Source organism: Halolamina salina (assembly GCF_042678005.1).
Classification (GTDB): domain Archaea; phylum Halobacteriota; class Halobacteria; order Halobacteriales; family Haloferacaceae; genus Halolamina; species Halolamina salina.
Window position 1 is genome coordinate 7,504 of record NZ_JBHUDH010000111.1, and the last position, 15,947, is coordinate 23,450.

Below are 15,947 nucleotides of genomic sequence, written 5' to 3' on the forward strand. Positions count from 1 at the left end.
ACAGCCAGACACACCAGACGCCGCCGTAGAGGAACGCCAGCGACACCCGCAGCGCCCACGCGCCCGCCGGCGACAGCCCGAGGAACGTCCCCTGCCAGCCGGAGCCGGGGACGTACGCCCCCTGGTTCGGGATCGTCCCCCGGCTGATCAGGGTGGGGATCGAGTCGGCGAGGCTCGACGCGCCGGCGCCGAGCGGGAGCACCTCGGCGGCGAACTGCAGTACGGCGCCGAACTCCGGCAGCGCCAACAGGCCGGCGACCAGCGCCCAGCCGGCCGCGGAGGTGACGAGGACGGGAAGCCGACGCGTCCGGTCGGCGTCCCGCTGGTAGACGTTCCCGCTCATCGTCGCTCCTCGTAGCCGATCCGCGGGTCGATCACCGTGTACAGCAGGTCCTGTGCGATGTTGATGGAGACCGTGATCAGGATGAACACGAACATCAACGAGCCCGCAAGCGGGAGGTCGCCGCTGGTCATCGCCTCGTAGAACAGCGTCCCGATCCCGTTGATCCCGAACACGACCTCGACGAGCACGCTCCCGCCGACCAGCAGGTACGCCTCGCTGGTGACGATCGGGATCAACGGGATCATCGCGTTCCGGAGCACGTGCTTCCCGATGATCCGGTGATCCGGGACGCCGGTGGCCTTCGCCATGTCGACGAAGTCCTCGGTGATGATCTCGAGGACGGCGGTCCGGGAGAGCCGGAGCTCGTTGCCCATCGACGCCGAGCCGAGCACGAACGCGGCGGGGAGGATCTGCTTCGTAGCCGTGACGAACCCGTCGACGGTGCCGAGGTTCGAGAGGTCGGGCGCGCCGACGAGCTCGGTCTCGACGAGGAACGACTCCCAGCCGGCGCCGAGGAACAGCGAGTCAGTGCGGGACAGCAGCGCGAGCAGGATCACCGCCAGCCAGAAGTTCGGCATCGCCCGCCAGACGATCCCCCCGACCGAGGCGGCGTAGTCCTCCGCGGAGTTGGCGTTGAGGCCGGCGTAGATCCCCAGCGGGATGCCGACGAAGATGGGGATGAGCACCGCCCAGAGCCCGAGCCAGATCGTCCGCGGCCCGAACTGCGCGAGCAGGGAAATCGTGCTCTGCCCCGGGTAGACGACCCACGACTGCCCGAGGTCGAACGTGATCAGGTCCGTCATGTACTCGACGTACTGCACGCTGATTGGATCGGTGAGACCGAGCTGTTGCTTGATGCGTTCGAGCTGCTCCTGTGCCTGTGCGCTGTTGACCGGGCCGACGATCGCCGCGGCCGGGCTGAGCGGGCCGACCCGGATTATCAGGAACGTCGCCGTCGTCCCCAGCCACAGCACGGGGATCGACATCAGGATCCGGCGGAGCAGGTAGCCGAGCCGATTCATGAAACGTAGTCGGGTCGAACAGTAATCATGAGGGGAGAAAAATCGGCCGGCGAGTCAGAACGTCACGTCGTCGTACAGGCGGTCGTGGAAGCCGCTGCTCTGGACCGGCACGTCGACGTCGTCGTACCACCACTGCTGGCCGCGCGGGTGGTAGTTCGTGAGGTAGATCGCGTCCTCCCAGATCGCCTCCTCCATCGTGATGAACGCCTCGTTGCGGGCCTGCTGTGCGTCCTCGCCGGGGCCGAGGTTGTTCTGGATCTGCTCCCACGCCTCGGCCGCGCGCCCGGAGGCGTCGGAGGGGTCCTCACGCCACCGGACGAGGTTCCCCTCGTACGGCCGGCCGAACTTGAGCATGTCCATGGGTGAGGGGTACTCCAGCCCGTTCCCGAGCGTGTACATGTCGAGGTTCCCGCTGACGGCCTCGCTGATGATGGTGTTGAACGGCGCCCGCTCGATCGTGAGGTCGACGTGGATCGCCGACGCCTTCGAGCGGAGGACGTCCGCGATCCGCGAGTAGGCGTCCGGGTTCCGGTCGTTGTACAGCGAGAGCGTGATCGAGGCGGGGTTGTCGGGACCGTAGCCCGCCTCCTCCATCGTCGTCCGTGCCTCCTCCATCATCGCCTCGTTGTAGCCGTACGGGAAGTTCTCCTCCGCGTGCTGGTCGTACGCCTCCTTCCCGCCGGGGAACACCGACGGCGGGCTCTGGTGGTACGCCGGCTCGCCGACGCCGCGGAACCCCTGTTCGACGAAGTTCTCCTGATTGACCGCGTAGTTCAGCGCCTGCCGGACCGGCTTCTCGACGCGCGAACAGTCGAAGATGAAGTACGCGGTGTAGGCGTCGTCCCACGTCGCGTAGTTCACGGTCTCGTCGTTCGACAGCGGCCCGTACGTCCCGACCCGCTGGCCCAGTTCGCGGGTCTCCTCGAAGGAGACCTTGCTCGGGTCGAACCGGGAGTTGGGGAGCTGGAACACCTGGACGCTTTCGTTAACCGCGCGCTGGTAGCTCGCCTGCGTGTTCTGGACCACCTGCATCCGGATCTCGTCGGGACCCGGCTCCTCGCCGTGGTACTCCTCGTCGGCGGCGAGGACGACCTCCGTCCCCGTCTCGACGGTCTCCGCACGGAAGGGACCCGTCCCGATCGGCGACTGCGAGGCGAACTCCGAGTACGCCATCTCGCCGTCGTACCCCTCGACATCGCCGACGATCCCCTCCGGGACCGGGCTCAGCGAGCCGTACGCGAACCAGAACAGCGCGTCGAAGAAGGGGCTGGCGAGCGTCACTTCGAGCGTGGTGTCGTCGACCGCCTCGACCGCGAGGCTGCCGGGCTCGTACACCTCCTGCTCCTCGCCGTCGACCGTCTCGGTGGTGGTGTCGTGTTCGATCTGGAAGCCGCCCTCGAGGATGACGCCGCCCTCCTGACTGTTCTCGGAGGCGGCGAGGCGCTCCCAGGAGTACACCACGTCCGAGGCGGTCAGCTGCTCGCCGTTGTGGAACGTCACGTCCTCCCGGAGCTGGAACGTGTACGTCCGCCCGTCGTCGGACACCGAGTAGTCCGAGACCAGCTGCGCCTCCGGCTCCAGACTCCCACGGGGGAGGGCGAACAGCTCGCTGAACACGTGGTCGGAGACGAGCTGTGAGCCGTCGCCTTTGATCTGTACCGGGTCGAAGTTCGCCGCGTTCGGGATCGACAGCGACAGCGTGTTCCCGGTCGGTGTCTCCCCCGCCCCGCCGTCGGTCCCCTCGGTCCCCCCGGACGGCTCCGTCTCCCCGCCCGACGTCGGCGACTCGGTCCCGTTCCCGCCGCCGCTACAGCCCGCAAGCCCCGCGGTGGCGACGACCCCAGCCGTCTTCAGAAATGTCCGCCGTGCACGACCGCCCTCGTTGGAATCTTGCACACGAGCGAGATGCTTTCTGGGGCGAAATAACGGATCGGATACAGGAAATCACACAGGGGTATGCATATTTTAAAGTCGTATTATCCCGTGTATACTCATCTATACGGGTCACACCGGTTGCGTCAGGAGGGCTATATAGTCGCGTGGCGGCCGACCCGAAGTTTTATTTCTTTAGGTACCCCTAAATCGGGACGATGCCGACGAACGAGCCGGTCGAGGGGGACGATCGGGCGGAGCTACCCGCCGTGAACGCCCACTGTCTCTCGACCGAGCGAACCGTGTTCACCGAACAGGGGAACGAGGACGGCTGGATCTCGACGGATCTGACCGTCGAGGTCCGCCGCTAGAGGCTGTCGTCGCCGAGGTAGCGCTCGATCGTGTGCGCGTCCCGTTCGATCGTAAGCAGTCCTTCTTCCAGCGCCTCGGCCGTGCGCTCGTCGCTGACCGATCGGGCCGTCTCGATCGCCTCGCGGAACGTCACCGCGAGCGCCGCGTAGCCGTCGAGGTCGCTCGCGAGCGCGTCGCGCAGCGCGTAGGCGTCGCCGCCCTCGATCCGCATCGGCGCGTGCTCGCGGATCCCCATCGGGCCGTTGACCGGGACGCCGCCCAGCGCGTGGACGCGGATCGCGAGCTCGTCGGTCAGGTCGCTGAGCCGGTCGGCCTGCTCCTCGAGCCGTTCCTCGACCTGGTGGGACTCCGCGCCCTCGATCGTCCAGTAGTGCTTGCGGAGCTGATTGAACAGGATGTACAGCCCCGAGAGACAGCGGTTCACGTCCTCGATCACCGCGGCGGCCGCCTCGGGGTCGAGCCGGAGCTCGTTGTCGCCGACGGTGCCCCACTCGCGGCGGCGCTCCTCCTCGGCCGGGTGGCGAAGGTGTGGCGCGCTCATCGGTCCACCTCCACGAGCGCGTCGTCCTCGAGGTAGCGCTCGATCGTGTGCGCGTCCCCCTCGATCGTCTCGAGGCGGTCCGAGAGCAGTTCGTAGCTGGCCTCGTCGCCGATCTCGTCGGCGGTGTTGATCGCCTCGCGGAAGCTGACCGCCAGCGTGGCGTACGCGTCCAGATCGCCCTCGAGCGAAGCGCGCAGGCTGTAGAGGTGCTCGGCTTCGAGGTGGACCGCCGCGTACTCCTGGATCTCCGGCGGGGTGCTCACGGGGACGCCGCCGAGTTCGGTGATCCGCTCGGCGACGCTGTCGTCGATCTCGCGGAGCCGTTCGTAGGCGTCGCCGAGGAACTCGGCGACCTCCCCGGACTCGGCGCCCTCGGCGCTCCAGTAGTGTTTCCGCACGAGGTAGAAGAGGTTGAACGCCCCCGCGTGGGCGACGTTCAGCGCCTCCACCATCTCGGCGGCCTCCTCGGGGTCGAGCCGGACCGCGTTCCCGTCGACGGTTCCCCGTTCCTGTCGGACGGTCCCGTCCGGCAGGTCGCGGACGAGCCGTCCGCGTTTGGGCTCGGACACGGGTTACTCCTGGACGAGCGTGTCGTTCTCGAGGTAGTGGTCGATGTCGTGGGCGTCGTCCTCCAGATCCTCCAGCACCTCGCGGAGGAGCTCGGCCGTCGCGTAGTCGCCGAGGTCGGTCGCGAGGCCGACGTGCTCGCGCACGTTCTCGATCACGTCGCCGTACGCCTCAAGGTCGGCCTCCAGCGAGTCGCGGATCGCGTACACGTCCTCGCCCTCGAACTCGACGTAGGCGTGCTCCTCCTGTGCGGCCGGGCCCGCGACGGGCACGCCCCCGAGCGCCTGTGCGCGCTCGGCGATCGCGTCGGCGTGGTCCTCGAGCGTCCCGGCGGCGTCGTCGAGGAAGTCGTGAAGGTCGCCGGATTCGGCGCCCTCGACGTTCCAGTGGTGCTTGCGAACCTGGTGATAGAGCACGTACGTCGACGCCAGATCGCGGTTCAGGGCGTCGACGATCTGCTCGGCCTTCTCGGTGTCGATGCGAACGGCGTTCTCCTCGACGGTGTCGGCACGCTGTCGGGCAGTCTTCTGGGTACTCATAGGTGTCTACAGGTAGGGACGGGACACTGATAAATCTTACAGCCGATACCGCCAGATTTCGGGGGTTTCGGACGGCCTAAACGCCCGAAACGGGCACTCCCAAACGCCGGTCTTCCGGGCCGTCGACCCGGTGGCTACTCCCCGCGCGATCCGTACCTGTCCTCCGCCCAGTCGTCGTTGTCTATCCCCTCCCGTTCGATGTAGTCCTCGAGCACCTCGTACACGGTCCGGGCGAGGTCCGTCAACGCGGTGTCGATCGTCGCGAGGTCGTCCGAGTCGAGCGACACGCTCACGTCCTGCTCCTGCCAGTCATCGGGAATCTCCGGCACGTCGAACCGAAGCCGATCCTCGGTCGGATCCCAGTAGAAGTCGATCGCGTGGAACAGCCCGAGATCACGGACGGCCTGGGCCTGCGTCTCGTCGAGGTCGGTGTACTCCTCCCACTCGTTGAACCCCTCCCTCCACGCGCCTGACTGGAGCAGGTCCTCGAGATCCTCACGGTAGAAATCCTCCGAGCCGAGCGTGTCGTCGTCCCACTCGAAATCTCGGGGCATCCCACGGTTCGAGAGGTCCGGCGGGTCGGGCATCGCGATATCGAGTGACATACCCGACAGTTCGCCCGGACGAGGGATAAAGCCCGTTGCCGAAGACTGGCGTCGACGATCGTGGCGCGGTCGTCGGGACGAACGCGCTGCCGGCCGTCGAGTGTACGCCGGAACACTACCCACGAGTTGCTACTAGCAGGCTCCGCGGAACGAAAATCGAGCGTTCTGTGGTTAGTGTTCGACGGTCGTGACGGTGAACAGCGAGTCGTCGGAGAGCACACTCTGGACGCGGCCGTGCCACACGTCGGCGAACAGCTCGCGCTCCTCGTCGCTCGCCGTCCCCTCGATGATCTGTTGGAGGTTGCCGAGTGCTGGCCCGCCGTCCGGGACGTCGCCGACGTGGTAGGTCACCTCGACGGTTTCGTCGGTGTCGGTCCGGCGGAAGCGGAACGTCGGGGCGGCAGTATCGGGGTCGAACGCGTCGAACGTCAGCATGTTCCGGCGGTCACCGTAGCCGCCGGCGAGCCCGCCGAAGCCGTCCTCCTGGGCCGCGCCGGTCACGTACGAGATGAGGCGTCCCATCACGCCGTACGTGGCGTCGTCGCGCGGTCCCGCAGCGAGTACCTCGATCTCGCTCCGGACGGGGAGATCGTCCGGATACAGCGCGTCGAGGCCCAGCTGGGCGATGCGATAGGCGCCCGACGCTGTCGGGCAGGAGTGACCCGCCGCCGTCACCACGTCCTCGTAGGTGACGACGAACGGGTCGCCGGGGTCGAGGACGGCGAGCGCTTCCGCGACGGGGTCACGGACCCGGATCGGTTCGACGTCGTATTCGACGGCCATGTTCGAGCCGGGACGGTTCGTGTCGGTCGGGGTCGTGTTCTCTGACATCGTGGTCGGGTGTAATCGTTGGTTCGTGACTCGGTCCTGTTCAGTACCGCAGCAGCCGCATCCCGTTGCCGATCACGGCGAGGACGCTCGCCTCGTGAACGAGCATCCCGAGCGCGAGCGTGACGTAGCTCGTCAGGACCCCTGCCAGCAGGAGCGTCACCGTCAGCACCGCGAGGCCGACGTTCTCGTAGATGTTCCGCCGGGTGGCCTTGCTGAGCGTCACCGCGTAGGGGATCCGTTCGAGGTCGTCCGCCATCAGCGCCATGTCCGCCGTCTCGATGGCGGTATCCGTGCCGGCGGCGCCCATGGCGATACCCACGTCGGCAGTCGCCAGCGACGGCGCGTCGTTGATGCCGTCGCCGACCATCGCCACGACGTGGCCAACCTCGCGGAACTCCTCGATGACAGTCTGCTTGTCCTCGGGGAGCAGCTCCGCGCGGTAGTCGTCGATACCGACCTCCTCGGCGACCGCGCGGGCGGTCCGTTCGTTGTCGCCAGTCAGCATCACCGTCTCGATGTCCGCGTCCTGGAGCTGCTGGACGACGCCGGGTGCGGCCTCGCGCAGTTCGTCCCGGAGCGCGATCGCACCGACGACGACGCCGTCGCGGACCACGTGAACGGTCGTTTCGCCGCGCTCCTCGCGGCTGCGAACGTACTCCGCGACCTCGTCGGGGAGCTCGACCCCGCGCTCGTCGAGCAGTGCGCGGTTCCCGACGACGATCTCGCGACCGTCGTAGTGAGCGACGACGCCCTTCCCGGCGACCACGTCGAAGTCGTCCGGGTCAGGGAGCGACCGCGCGTCCGTGATTGCTGAACCGTCGTCCGCTCGGGTCGTCGTCGTCCCGCCATCGGTCGCGGGGTCCCGTCGGTTCTGCGCCGCCTCGAGGATGGCGTCGCCGAGGTGGTGTTCGCTCTTCTTCTCGGCGACGGCTGCAAGCTCCAGCACGTCGCTGGCCTCGGCGTCGAACCCGGCGACGTCGGCGACGGTCGTCTCGCCCTTCGTGAGCGTGCCCGTCTTGTCGAAGGCGACGAGGTCGATCTTGCCCGCCCGCTCGAGGTGCTCGCCACCCTTCATCAGAACGCCGCTTCGGGCGGCGTTACCGATCGCGGAGACGATGCTGACCGGCGGCCCGATCACCAGGGCCCCGGGGCAGCCGATGACCAGCAGCGTCAGCGACAGGATCGCGTTCTGCGTGACCGCGTAGGCCCCGATGGACAGTGCGATCACACCGGGGGTGTAGTACTTCGCGAAGCGGTCGATGAGGCTCTCCGTCGGGGACTGCGCCTCCTGGGCCTCCTCGACGCGCTGGATGATCCGCTGGAGCGTCGTGTCCGAGCCGGCGCCCGTCGTCTCGATCTCCAGTGAACCTTCCTGGTTGATGGTGCCGGCGTACACTTCGTCGCCGTCGGCCTTGTGGACGGGCGCGCTCTCGCCGGTGACCGGCGCCTGGTTGACGGCGCTCTCCCCGTCGACGACGTCGCCGTCAACGGGGATCTTCTCGCCGGGCTTGACGATGACGACCTCGCCCGTTTCGACCTCGCGGGCGGGCACCTCTTTTTGCTCGCCGTCGCGGCGCACGGTGGCCGTGTCGGGCGTCATCTCCAGCAGTTCTTCGAGGGCGTTGCGCGTCTTGCGCATTGTCCGCCCCTCGAGGTACGACCCCAGTGCGAACAGGAAGACCACCGCGGCGGCCTCCCAGTACGAGCCGATACCGATCGCGCCGACGGCGGCCAGGGTCACGAGCGTCTTGATGCCGAGCGTCCGGTTTTTGACCTCGTGGTAGGCCGTCTTGGCGATGTCGTAGCCGCCGACGATCGCCGCGAGAACGAGGATGGCGGAGCTCGCGGTATCGAGGCTGGTGAGGTAGCCGAGCGTCCAGCCGCCGGCGTACAGCAGGCCGCTCACCGCGACGATGACGGCCTTCCGATTTTTGCGATAGTACCGTTTGACTGATTGGGTATCCATGGCTCTCCTCCTCAGGCAGGCTGGGGCGTGTACCCCTGATTTTCGATGGTCTGTTCGAACGTGGCGGGGTCGGCGACGCTGTCGTCGTAGTCGATCTCGACGCGGCCGGTCGAGTAGTGTACCTCGACATCTTCGACGCCCTCCTGATTCGAGAGGGCGCGTTCGACGGTGCTCGCACAGCTCGGGCAGTCGAAGTCCATCACGCGGAGTTGCGTCGTTTCGGTCATCGCAGTTCAACGTAGCATCCGTGCAGCCATAAGTATTTTTTAAATGATATGTTTGAATGGAGATACGAGCTGTTTGAACGGACAAACGAGTCGTCCAGAGCTTTCAGAACTCTCCCGAGACCGGACGTCGAGCGAAGCTCGAATGCCGGTCGTCATTACTTAGCGTGTACAGGCCGTTAGTTCACGTATGAGCACGTCCGATGCCGCCCACGATCTCGAGGATATCGCCGTTCGAGACACGCGGGTCTCCGACGCTATCGACGAACCGATGCGGGCGATGATCCTCGATATTCTCGCCGAAAAAGCGCGGACGGCGAGCGACGTACACGAGCGCCTCGCTGACCGCGGGGTAGACCGGACGGAGAACACCGTGCGTCACCACATCAACGAACTTCGGGATGTGGGCCTCGTCGACGTGGTTCGATTCGAGGAGGGACGGGGCGGGACAACGAAGTACTACGGGGCAAACACGACCGTTCTCTCGTACTCGCTGCCGGAGTCAGCCGATCCCGCTATCGAGGAGATGATCGACGCGGTCCAGCCACAGATCGAGAGTGTACTCGGGACGCTGACCGAGGAGTACGACGACGCGATAGACGAGATCACGGCGGAGATGCAACCCTGCGAGCACTGTCGTACCCAGAAATACGAAACCTACGTGCTCCTGACAGTCCTCCGCCGGGCCTTCGTCCGAGCACATCGAGACGGGGAGTCCGCATCCGCCACGCAGGAGTCCTGAGACGTATCGTTTTGACCCGAGAAAACATGACATCGAACATTTACGTGGTGTCTGCAGCATAGACATCCGAACCCGACAGATGTGAGTACTCCCGGTAGACCTCTTCTCGGGTTCGTTGTCACCGACCGTTTCCACAAATCCGACGGGAACGAGGCGTCAATACCGAAGAACGCCGTTCGACGATAGCCGATAGCTGAAGCGATCTATATTTTCAGATAATTCTTAAGGAACGCTCGAAATGTACGCCCGGAACACTAACTGCCAGCCTCATCCCGGGGCTGCGTGCCGCGTCGGCTGGCTAACCCTCGTGCCGGGCGACCGGGTACGCCCCGGCGGGCGGTCGCTCTCGCGACGGGTGTTCCGCGCCCGGGTTCGCCACGCTGTCATCGCTCCCATGCGGGAGTGCTCGGGTGGGGACTGAAGGCGCGGACTCGATCTACCGGGCGCAGGTGGTTAAAAGGTGCGTCGGGTTGGTCGGTCGTCGCCGGCTGCTCGCGTCGGCGACACCCTCACTCCTCGCCCACGGGCTCCTGCGGCGTATCGGCGGCGACCGGCTCGATCCCCTTGCGGTCCGCGTCGAGCTCCGAGAGGCCGTAGACGAGGCCGACGAGCGCGAGGACGCCGACCGGGAGCAGCGCGACCGGGGTGATCCGGGTGACCCCCCACACGAGCAGCAGCACGACGGCGACGAGCGCCACGGTGAGCGCGTAGTACAACTGCGTGCGGACGTGGTCGACGAGGTCGGCGCCGGTGAACGTCGCCGAGAGCACCGTCGTGTCCGAGATGGGTGAGCTGTGGTCGCCGAAGATGGCGCCGGAGAAGATCACGCCGACCATCGCCGCGATGATGGTGTGGTCGCCGGTGAGGCTCCACGCCACCGGGATCACGATCGGCGTCAGGATCCCCATCGTCCCCCAGGAGGTGCCCGTCGAGAACGCGATAAAGGCCGCGAGCACCAGCACCAGCGCGGGCAGCACCGCGATCGGGAACTGGTCGCCGACGATCCCAGCGACGTACTCGCCGGTCTGGAGCGCGCTCACGACCTCGCCGATCCCCCACGCGAGCACGAGGATCGACACCGCGGTGAGCATCAGGCCGAACCCCTCGATCACCGTGTCCGTTGACTCCCCGAGAGTGAGGATGCCGTAGAACTTCCCGAGCAGGAACCCGGTGACGACCATCGCGAAGGAGCCGTAGATGAGCGCCGACGCGAAGTCGGCGTTGGTCACCATGTCCATCAGGCTCGCGCCGGGCGAGTAGCCGGTCCACAGCGCGCTCCCGATCGTGACGGCGATGAGCACTGCGATCGGCACGAAGAAGCTCACGAGCCGGGGGTCCCTCGCGCTCGGCTCGCCGAGGTCGGACTGCACGTCCTGCATCGGGCGGGCGTCCTCGCGGTTCACTTGCCCGGTGCTCCACGACCGGTGCTCGGCGTCGAGCATCTCGCCGTAGTCACGCCCGGAGAAGACGATGATCGCGACCATCACGATCGCGAGGATGGAGTACATATTGAACGGGATGGAGCTGAGGAACACCTCGAACGCCGGCGGGTGGTCGGCGACGCCGGCGGCCTCGTAACCGTCGGTGATGAGCGAGAGTTGGAACGCGACCCACGAGGAGATGCCCAGCGTCGCCACCGGCGCCGCCGTGGAGTCGACGATGTACGACAGCTTCTCCCGGGAGATCCGCAGGTGGTCGGAGACGTCCTTCATCGCGGAGCCGACGATCGCCGTGTTGGCGTAGTCGTCGAAGAAGAGTACGACCCCGAGCAGCCACGCCACGGCGCCGACTTTCCGTTGGGTGTCGAGCTTCGCGATCGCCCAGTCGCGGACGGCGTAGGAGCCGCCGAGGTTCCAGATCATCGCGACCCCCGCCCCCAACAGGAGCGTGAAGACGAGGATGCGGACGTGGAAATCCCCGGCGACCGCGGCGACGATCCAATCGAACGTCTGGACGATCCCGAGCCCGCCCGTGTAGATCACCGCCCCGGCCCAGATGCCGAGGAACAGCGACAGCACCGCCTTCCGGGTCACGATCGCGAGCACGATCGCGAGCAACGGCGGGAGCACCGACAGTGCGCCGAACTCTGATGCCATATTCGTGGAGATATATCTCGAGAGCGTATAAAACAAGCAGGCACTTCACCCGGACGTGGGAGGAAGCCACACGTTCCTCAGTACGTCCGCGGCGCCGACCCCGACGAAGCACCAGCAGGCGCGGGGGGCCGCCGAGGATTCGTCGGCGGCGGCCGAGGCGCGCCGACGGTTCGCAGCCGAACCGGGATCGAGAGCACGGAACTCTCGAAATCGGCAGTTAGCCGGGTTCTCTCGCCCGCTACCCGAACGCACTTACCGTCGGCTCCCCAGCCACAGGTAATGTCCGTTCGTGTCGGCCTGCTCGGCGCTACCGGCGCCGTAGGCCAACGGTTCGTTCAGCTACTCGAAGACCACCCGACGTTCGAGATCGCCGCGGTCACCGCCAGCCCGGAGAGCGCCGGGAAGAGCTACCGCGACGCCGCCAAGTGGCGCGTCGACACGCCGATCCCGGATCACGTCGCCGAGATGACCGTCCGCGAGACGACGCCGGAGGCGCTGCCGGACGATCTGGACCTGCTGTTCTCCTCGCTGCCCTCCGGCGTCGGCGCCGCGGTCGAGCCGGAACTCTGCCGGGCGGGCTACGTCGTCTCCTCGAACTCCTCGAACGAGCGCATGGCCGAGGACGTGCCGCTCACGATCCCGGAGGTCAACCCCGACCACCTCGACCTGCTCGAGACCCAGCGCGAGGAGCGCGGCTGGGACGGCGCGCTCGTCAAGAACCCCAACTGCTCGACGATCACGATGGTCCCGACGCTCGCCGCGCTCGATCAGTTCGGTCTCGAACGCGTCCACGTCGCGACCCTGCAGGCCGTCTCCGGCGCGGGCTACTCCGGCGTCACGTCGATGGAGATCATCGACAACGTCCTCCCCCACATCGGCGGCGAGGAGGCGAAGATGGAGACCGAGTCCCGGAAGCTGCTCGGCGACGTGGAGAACGGCGAGCTCTCGCTGCACGACGTGGACGTGTCCGCTTCCTGCAACCGCGTCCCCTCGCTCGACGGCCATCTGGAGAACGTGTTCGCCGAACTCGACGCCAACCCCGATCCCGAGGCCGTCCACGAGGCGCTGGAGAGCCTCGACGGCGCGGACCTGCCCTCCGCCCCCGATCAGCCGATCCACGTGTTCGCCGACCCGGATCGACCGCAGCCGCGGCTCGACCGAATGCGCGGCAAGGGAATGCAGATTTCGGCAGGTGGGCTGCGCGAGACCGCCGAGGGGGTCCAGTACAACTGTCTCGCACACAACACCATCCGCGGCGCCGCCGGCGCGTCGGTGCTCAACGGCGAACTGCTGGTCGAGGAAGGCTGGGTCTAAGCTAGGCGACGCGGTTCTCGATCTCGCCGCCCTCTTCGAGCGCCTCGTAGTTCCCCGCCACGATGTCGGCCAGCCGCTCGAAGTACACCGGGGAGTGGCCCGCGTTGTGGGGCGTGATCCGGACGTTGTCGAACCCCCAGAGCGGGTGGTCAGCCGGCAGCGGCTCGGGGTCGGTGACGTCGAGGAACGCGGCGCCGATGGCGTTGCCCCGGAGCGCCCGGACCAGCGCGTCGGTGTCGACGATGCCCCCGCGGGCGATGTTGACGAGGTTCGCGTCCGCCGACATCGTCTTGAACGCCTCGTCGTCGAGCAGGTTCCGGGTCGCGTCCGTGAGCGGGCAGGCGAGCACGACCGAGTCGCTGCGCCGCAGCGCGTCGTGAATCTCGTCGAAGCCGAGCACCTCGTCGGTCGGTCCGCCCTTCTCGGGGGTGTAGCGGACGCCGATCGTGTCGACGCCGAACGGTTCCAGCCGGTCGACGACTGCCTGCCCGATCGCGCCCATCCCGACGACGGTGATTGTTGAGCCGTAGAGCTCCTGACTGCCGAAGGACTGCCAGACGCGCTCCTCCTGCTGGCGGGCCGCGCGGGGGAAGTTCCGCGCCAGCGAGATCAGCGCGCCGATCACGTACTCCGAGATGTTCGGCCCGTGGACGCCGGAGGCGTTGGTGACGGCGACGCCCGCCTCCTCCAGCGCCTTCATCGGGAGGTGGCCCGTCCCGGCGTAGGAGCAGGCGAACAGTTCGAGGTTCTCCGCGCGGTCGAGCATCTCGGGGTCGATGTTGAAGCCGGCGACGACGCGGGCGCCCTCGATCAGCTCCCGCTCCTCCTCGGGCGTCCGGCCGACCGCGATGTCGGCGTCGGGGAGCCACTCGCGCATCGCGTCGGCGTACTCGTCGACGGACAGTCCGTGGATCTTCTGGCGCAACAGCAGCACGTCTGGCTCGCTCATACTCGCGGCGTCGACCCGCGACGGAAAGAGTGTACCCTTCTCGGCAGGTCACGGGCGGCGGGTCGGCCCACCCGAAGCGGCGACGCCCCGCCGACGCAGATCACTGTGAGGGCAACGCTCGACCGACTCGCCCACCTGTTCCCGACATGTCACAGGAAGCGGTCGCGCGCCGGTACACGGACCGGGACACCGCGTAAATCGGTCGTCGCTCACACCACCGGCGGCGCCGTCGGGTCCGTCACCACCGGGATCACGTTCGCCGGCACCTCGTCGAACCACCGCACGTCGAGCACCGTCTCGCCGTCGTCGAGTCGGTCCGGTTCGACGCCGGCGTCCCCGCCCACGGCGTCGGCGGTGAAGAACACCTCCAGCAGGTAGCCGCGGCGCTGGGGGTCGTCACGGCGGACGAACCGCTTCCTGACCGCGCGCCAGACGCCCGTGATCTCGCAGTCGACGCCCGTCTCCTCCCGAACCTCACGTTTGGCGGTCTCGGGGAACGTCTCGCCGGACTCGTGGCCGCCGCCGGGGAGCACCCACGTCTCGGGGTCGCGGTCGTCGCGGAGCAGGAGGAGTCGCCCGTCGTCGTCGGTGACGCGGGCGCCCGCCGCGCCCCGCTGGCCGCGCTCGAACATCTCGACGCCGTGCTCGAAGAACTCGGGATTGTTGAGCCGGGTGGCGTCGACGACCGGGAACGGCCCGAACTGCTCGCGGAGACCGTCGATCCGGTCGTCAATCGCACGGCGCGTGCGGAGCGAGAGCGGGGCGGGCATCGCGGCTCAGGGCTCGCCGACGCCCTCGTCGGTGATCAGCGTGTCCACCAGTTCGACCGGCGTGGCGTCGTACGCGGGGTTCTCGATCTCGACGCCCTCGACGGGTTCGCGCATCACTTCGCTGCCCGGGCGGAACTCGTTCTCGAAGCGGAACTCGTCGATCACCTTGGTCGAGGAGCCGACGACTGTCACGGGCACGTCCTCGCGGTCGGCGACCGCGGCGATAGGGTAGGTGCCGATGCGGTTGTACAGCGTCCCCTCGACGATGCAGTCCATCCCGACGATCACGCGGTCGACCTCGTCCATCACGTAGCCGGCGGCGCTGTCGACCAGCAGGTGGGGCTCCACGCGGTCGATCCCCGCGAGCATCCGGGCGGTCTTGCGCCCGAGGTAGCGCGGCCGGGCCTCGGTGACGTACGCCGTCAGGTGGGTGCCGTCGGCGCAGGCGGTCTCGACCGCTTCGAGGACGGTCGAGGAGTAGTCGTGGGTGAGGATCGTCTCGCCGTCCTCGAACGTGTCCGCCGCGTGGGCGGCCGCGCGGCGCTTGCCCGCCTCGACGCGCTCGACGGCCTCTTCGATGGCCTGTTCGAGCAGCGCCTTGGCCTCCTCGGGCGTGTCGGCCTCGCCCACCACGGCGTCGGTGATGCTGCGCATCGCGGTGTGGAGCGACGCGTGGGAGGGGTTCGCCCGCCGGAGCGCGCCAGCGTTGTGTTCGAGATCGCGGTCGAACGCGTCCGCGGAGACGTACTCCCGATCCAGTAGCTCCCGGAGCGCGGTGGCGGCTTTCACCGCGACGGCCGAGGAGGAGTGGCTCCGCATCTCCCGGATCTCGGCGACCGTCTCGTCGATCATGGTCGCCGCTGGGGCCGCTCGCCCGATAGGTGTTGCTACTCGCGGAACGGGCGAAGGGGACCCCGAGCGGGAAACTTATCCCCCTCACACCACCCACCCCAAACGATGACGGGTGACGGCGCCGACCGCACGCCGGGGACGGCGATCGACCCCCCGGAGTGGTTCAGGTCGGCCGCGGCGGTCTCGAACCCCGAGATCTACGAGCGGTTCGAGCGCGACTGGCCCGACTGCTGGGCGCGCGCCGGCGACCTGCTCGACTGGGAGCGCGAGTACGAGACGGCGTTCCGCGGCGGCGACACGCCCCCGTTCGAGTGGTTCCCCGGCGGCGAACTCAACGCCTCG

17 protein-coding genes and 1 pseudogene are annotated in these 15,947 nt (G+C 67.6%); 4 read left to right on the forward strand and 14 right to left on the reverse strand.

The window, feature by feature from the left end; translation table 11 throughout:
- The 3 genes and pseudogenes from ACFR9S_RS09920 to ACFR9S_RS09930 form a co-directional block, all read right to left on the reverse strand.
- Positions 1–343, reverse strand: a pseudogene (locus tag ACFR9S_RS09920) (ABC transporter permease); the annotation flags it as partial.
- The gene (locus ACFR9S_RS09925) at positions 340–1,365 is read right to left on the reverse strand and encodes an ABC transporter permease (RefSeq protein WP_379732141.1); all 1,026 of its coding nucleotides are present in this window, start codon (positions 1,363–1,365) and stop codon (positions 340–342) included. The gene ACFR9S_RS09925 and the pseudogene ACFR9S_RS09920, both read right to left, overlap by 4 nt.
- A gap of 54 nt (positions 1,366–1,419) precedes the next feature.
- On the reverse strand, positions 1,420–3,261 hold the full coding sequence (locus tag ACFR9S_RS09930) for an ABC transporter substrate-binding protein (RefSeq protein ID WP_379732142.1): 1,842 nt from the start codon (positions 3,259–3,261) through the stop codon (positions 1,420–1,422).
- A gap of 194 nt (positions 3,262–3,455) precedes the next feature.
- On the opposite strand from ACFR9S_RS09930, the gene ACFR9S_RS09935 reads away from it, so the two are divergent.
- Positions 3,456–3,608: a hypothetical protein gene (locus tag ACFR9S_RS09935; RefSeq protein WP_379732143.1), complete on the forward strand. Its 153-nt coding sequence runs from the start codon at positions 3,456–3,458 to the stop codon at positions 3,606–3,608.
- Here ACFR9S_RS09935 and ACFR9S_RS09940 read toward each other — a convergent pair.
- From ACFR9S_RS09940 to ACFR9S_RS09970, 7 genes are all read right to left on the reverse strand, one after another.
- Entirely contained in the window at positions 3,605–4,150 is a 546-nt protein-coding gene (locus ACFR9S_RS09940; protein WP_379818532.1) for a ferritin-like domain-containing protein, read from the reverse strand. The genes ACFR9S_RS09935 and ACFR9S_RS09940 overlap by 4 nt on opposite strands.
- Positions 4,147–4,719 carry a DNA starvation/stationary phase protection protein DpsA gene (gene dpsA / locus ACFR9S_RS09945; RefSeq protein ID WP_379818533.1) on the reverse strand — a complete coding sequence of 191 codons (573 nt, stop codon included), beginning with the start codon at positions 4,717–4,719 and terminating at the stop codon, positions 4,147–4,149. Before dpsA (ACFR9S_RS09945) ends, ACFR9S_RS09940 begins: the two co-directional genes overlap by 4 nt.
- Before the next feature lie 3 nt (positions 4,720–4,722).
- A complete protein-coding gene (gene dpsA, locus ACFR9S_RS09950; protein ID WP_379730792.1) occupies positions 4,723–5,256 on the reverse strand; it encodes a DNA starvation/stationary phase protection protein DpsA in 534 nt (177 codons plus the stop codon).
- Positions 5,257–5,390: 134 nt separating this feature from the next.
- A complete protein-coding gene (locus ACFR9S_RS09955) occupies positions 5,391–5,861 on the reverse strand; it encodes a hypothetical protein (RefSeq protein ID WP_379730791.1) in 471 nt (156 codons plus the stop codon).
- Positions 5,862–6,032: 171 nt separating this feature from the next.
- Positions 6,033–6,692 carry a hypothetical protein gene (locus tag ACFR9S_RS09960; protein WP_379730790.1) on the reverse strand — a complete coding sequence of 220 codons (660 nt, stop codon included), beginning with the start codon at positions 6,690–6,692 and terminating at the stop codon, positions 6,033–6,035.
- A 40-nt stretch (positions 6,693–6,732) separates the two neighbouring features.
- Complete coding sequence (locus ACFR9S_RS09965; protein ID WP_379730789.1) at positions 6,733–8,658, reverse strand: heavy metal translocating P-type ATPase; 1,926 nt, start codon at positions 8,656–8,658, stop codon at positions 6,733–6,735.
- Between the two features lie 11 nt (positions 8,659–8,669).
- Positions 8,670–8,885, reverse strand: coding sequence for a heavy-metal-associated domain-containing protein (locus tag ACFR9S_RS09970; protein ID WP_379730788.1), 216 nt, complete (start codon positions 8,883–8,885; stop codon positions 8,670–8,672).
- Positions 8,886–9,072: 187 nt separating this feature from the next.
- On the opposite strand from ACFR9S_RS09970, the gene ACFR9S_RS09975 reads away from it, so the two are divergent.
- Entirely contained in the window at positions 9,073–9,624 is a 552-nt protein-coding gene (locus ACFR9S_RS09975; RefSeq protein ID WP_379730787.1) for an ArsR/SmtB family transcription factor, read from the forward strand.
- A gap of 509 nt (positions 9,625–10,133) precedes the next feature.
- Here the strand turns inward: ACFR9S_RS09975 and ACFR9S_RS09980 are convergent.
- Positions 10,134–11,720 carry a Na+/H+ antiporter NhaC family protein gene (locus ACFR9S_RS09980; protein WP_379730786.1) on the reverse strand — a complete coding sequence of 529 codons (1,587 nt, stop codon included), beginning with the start codon at positions 11,718–11,720 and terminating at the stop codon, positions 10,134–10,136.
- 279 nt (positions 11,721–11,999) lie between these two features.
- On the opposite strand from ACFR9S_RS09980, the gene asd reads away from it, so the two are divergent.
- On the forward strand, positions 12,000–13,034 hold the full coding sequence (gene asd, locus ACFR9S_RS09985) for an aspartate-semialdehyde dehydrogenase (protein WP_379730785.1): 1,035 nt from the start codon (positions 12,000–12,002) through the stop codon (positions 13,032–13,034).
- Between the two features lies 1 nt (position 13,035).
- Here the strand turns inward: asd and ACFR9S_RS09990 are convergent, their stop codons facing one another.
- From ACFR9S_RS09990 to ACFR9S_RS10000, 3 genes are all read right to left on the reverse strand, one after another.
- Entirely contained in the window at positions 13,036–13,983 is a 948-nt protein-coding gene (locus ACFR9S_RS09990) for a D-2-hydroxyacid dehydrogenase (RefSeq protein WP_379818534.1), read from the reverse strand.
- Positions 13,984–14,192: 209 nt separating this feature from the next.
- On the reverse strand, positions 14,193–14,753 hold the full coding sequence (locus tag ACFR9S_RS09995; protein ID WP_379818535.1) for an NUDIX hydrolase: 561 nt from the start codon (positions 14,751–14,753) through the stop codon (positions 14,193–14,195).
- A 6-nt stretch (positions 14,754–14,759) separates the two neighbouring features.
- Positions 14,760–15,605, reverse strand: a complete 846-nt coding sequence (locus tag ACFR9S_RS10000; RefSeq protein ID WP_379818536.1) for a translation initiation factor eIF-2B — start codon at positions 15,603–15,605, stop codon at positions 14,760–14,762.
- Between the two features lie 105 nt (positions 15,606–15,710).
- Between ACFR9S_RS10000 and ACFR9S_RS10005 the strand changes: the two genes are divergently transcribed.
- A partial coding sequence (locus ACFR9S_RS10005) for an acetyl-coenzyme A synthetase N-terminal domain-containing protein (protein WP_379818537.1) occupies positions 15,711–15,947 on the forward strand: 237 nt, incomplete at its 3' end.

What these genes read in the sequence shown, in the direction of transcription:
- ACFR9S_RS09960 (WP_379730790.1), bottom strand. Translation starts at nt 6,692, where the DNA reads ATGTCAGAGAACACGACCCCGACCGACACGAACCGTCCCGGCTCGAAC.
- ACFR9S_RS09975 (WP_379730787.1), top strand. Translation starts at nt 9,073, where the DNA reads ATGAGCACGTCCGATGCCGCCCACGATCTCGAGGATATCGCCGTTCGA.
- ACFR9S_RS09925 (WP_379732141.1), bottom strand. Translation starts at nt 1,365, where the DNA reads ATGAATCGGCTCGGCTACCTGCTCCGCCGGATCCTGATGTCGATCCCC.
- ACFR9S_RS09995 (WP_379818535.1), bottom strand. Translation starts at nt 14,753, where the DNA reads ATGCCCGCCCCGCTCTCGCTCCGCACGCGCCGTGCGATTGACGACCGG.
- ACFR9S_RS09990 (WP_379818534.1), bottom strand. Translation starts at nt 13,983, where the DNA reads ATGAGCGAGCCAGACGTGCTGCTGTTGCGCCAGAAGATCCACGGACTG.
- ACFR9S_RS10000 (WP_379818536.1), bottom strand. Translation starts at nt 15,605, where the DNA reads ATGATCGACGAGACGGTCGCCGAGATCCGGGAGATGCGGAGCCACTCC.
- dpsA (WP_379730792.1), bottom strand. Translation starts at nt 5,256, where the DNA reads ATGAGTACCCAGAAGACTGCCCGACAGCGTGCCGACACCGTCGAGGAG.
- asd (WP_379730785.1), top strand. Translation starts at nt 12,000, where the DNA reads ATGTCCGTTCGTGTCGGCCTGCTCGGCGCTACCGGCGCCGTAGGCCAA.
- ACFR9S_RS09970 (WP_379730788.1), bottom strand. Translation starts at nt 8,885, where the DNA reads ATGACCGAAACGACGCAACTCCGCGTGATGGACTTCGACTGCCCGAGC.
- ACFR9S_RS09965 (WP_379730789.1), bottom strand. Translation starts at nt 8,658, where the DNA reads ATGGATACCCAATCAGTCAAACGGTACTATCGCAAAAATCGGAAGGCC.
- ACFR9S_RS09940 (WP_379818532.1), bottom strand. Translation starts at nt 4,150, where the DNA reads ATGAGCGCGCCACACCTTCGCCACCCGGCCGAGGAGGAGCGCCGCCGC.
- ACFR9S_RS09955 (WP_379730791.1), bottom strand. Translation starts at nt 5,861, where the DNA reads ATGTCACTCGATATCGCGATGCCCGACCCGCCGGACCTCTCGAACCGT.
- ACFR9S_RS09980 (WP_379730786.1), bottom strand. Translation starts at nt 11,720, where the DNA reads ATGGCATCAGAGTTCGGCGCACTGTCGGTGCTCCCGCCGTTGCTCGCG.
- ACFR9S_RS09935 (WP_379732143.1), top strand. Translation starts at nt 3,456, where the DNA reads ATGCCGACGAACGAGCCGGTCGAGGGGGACGATCGGGCGGAGCTACCC.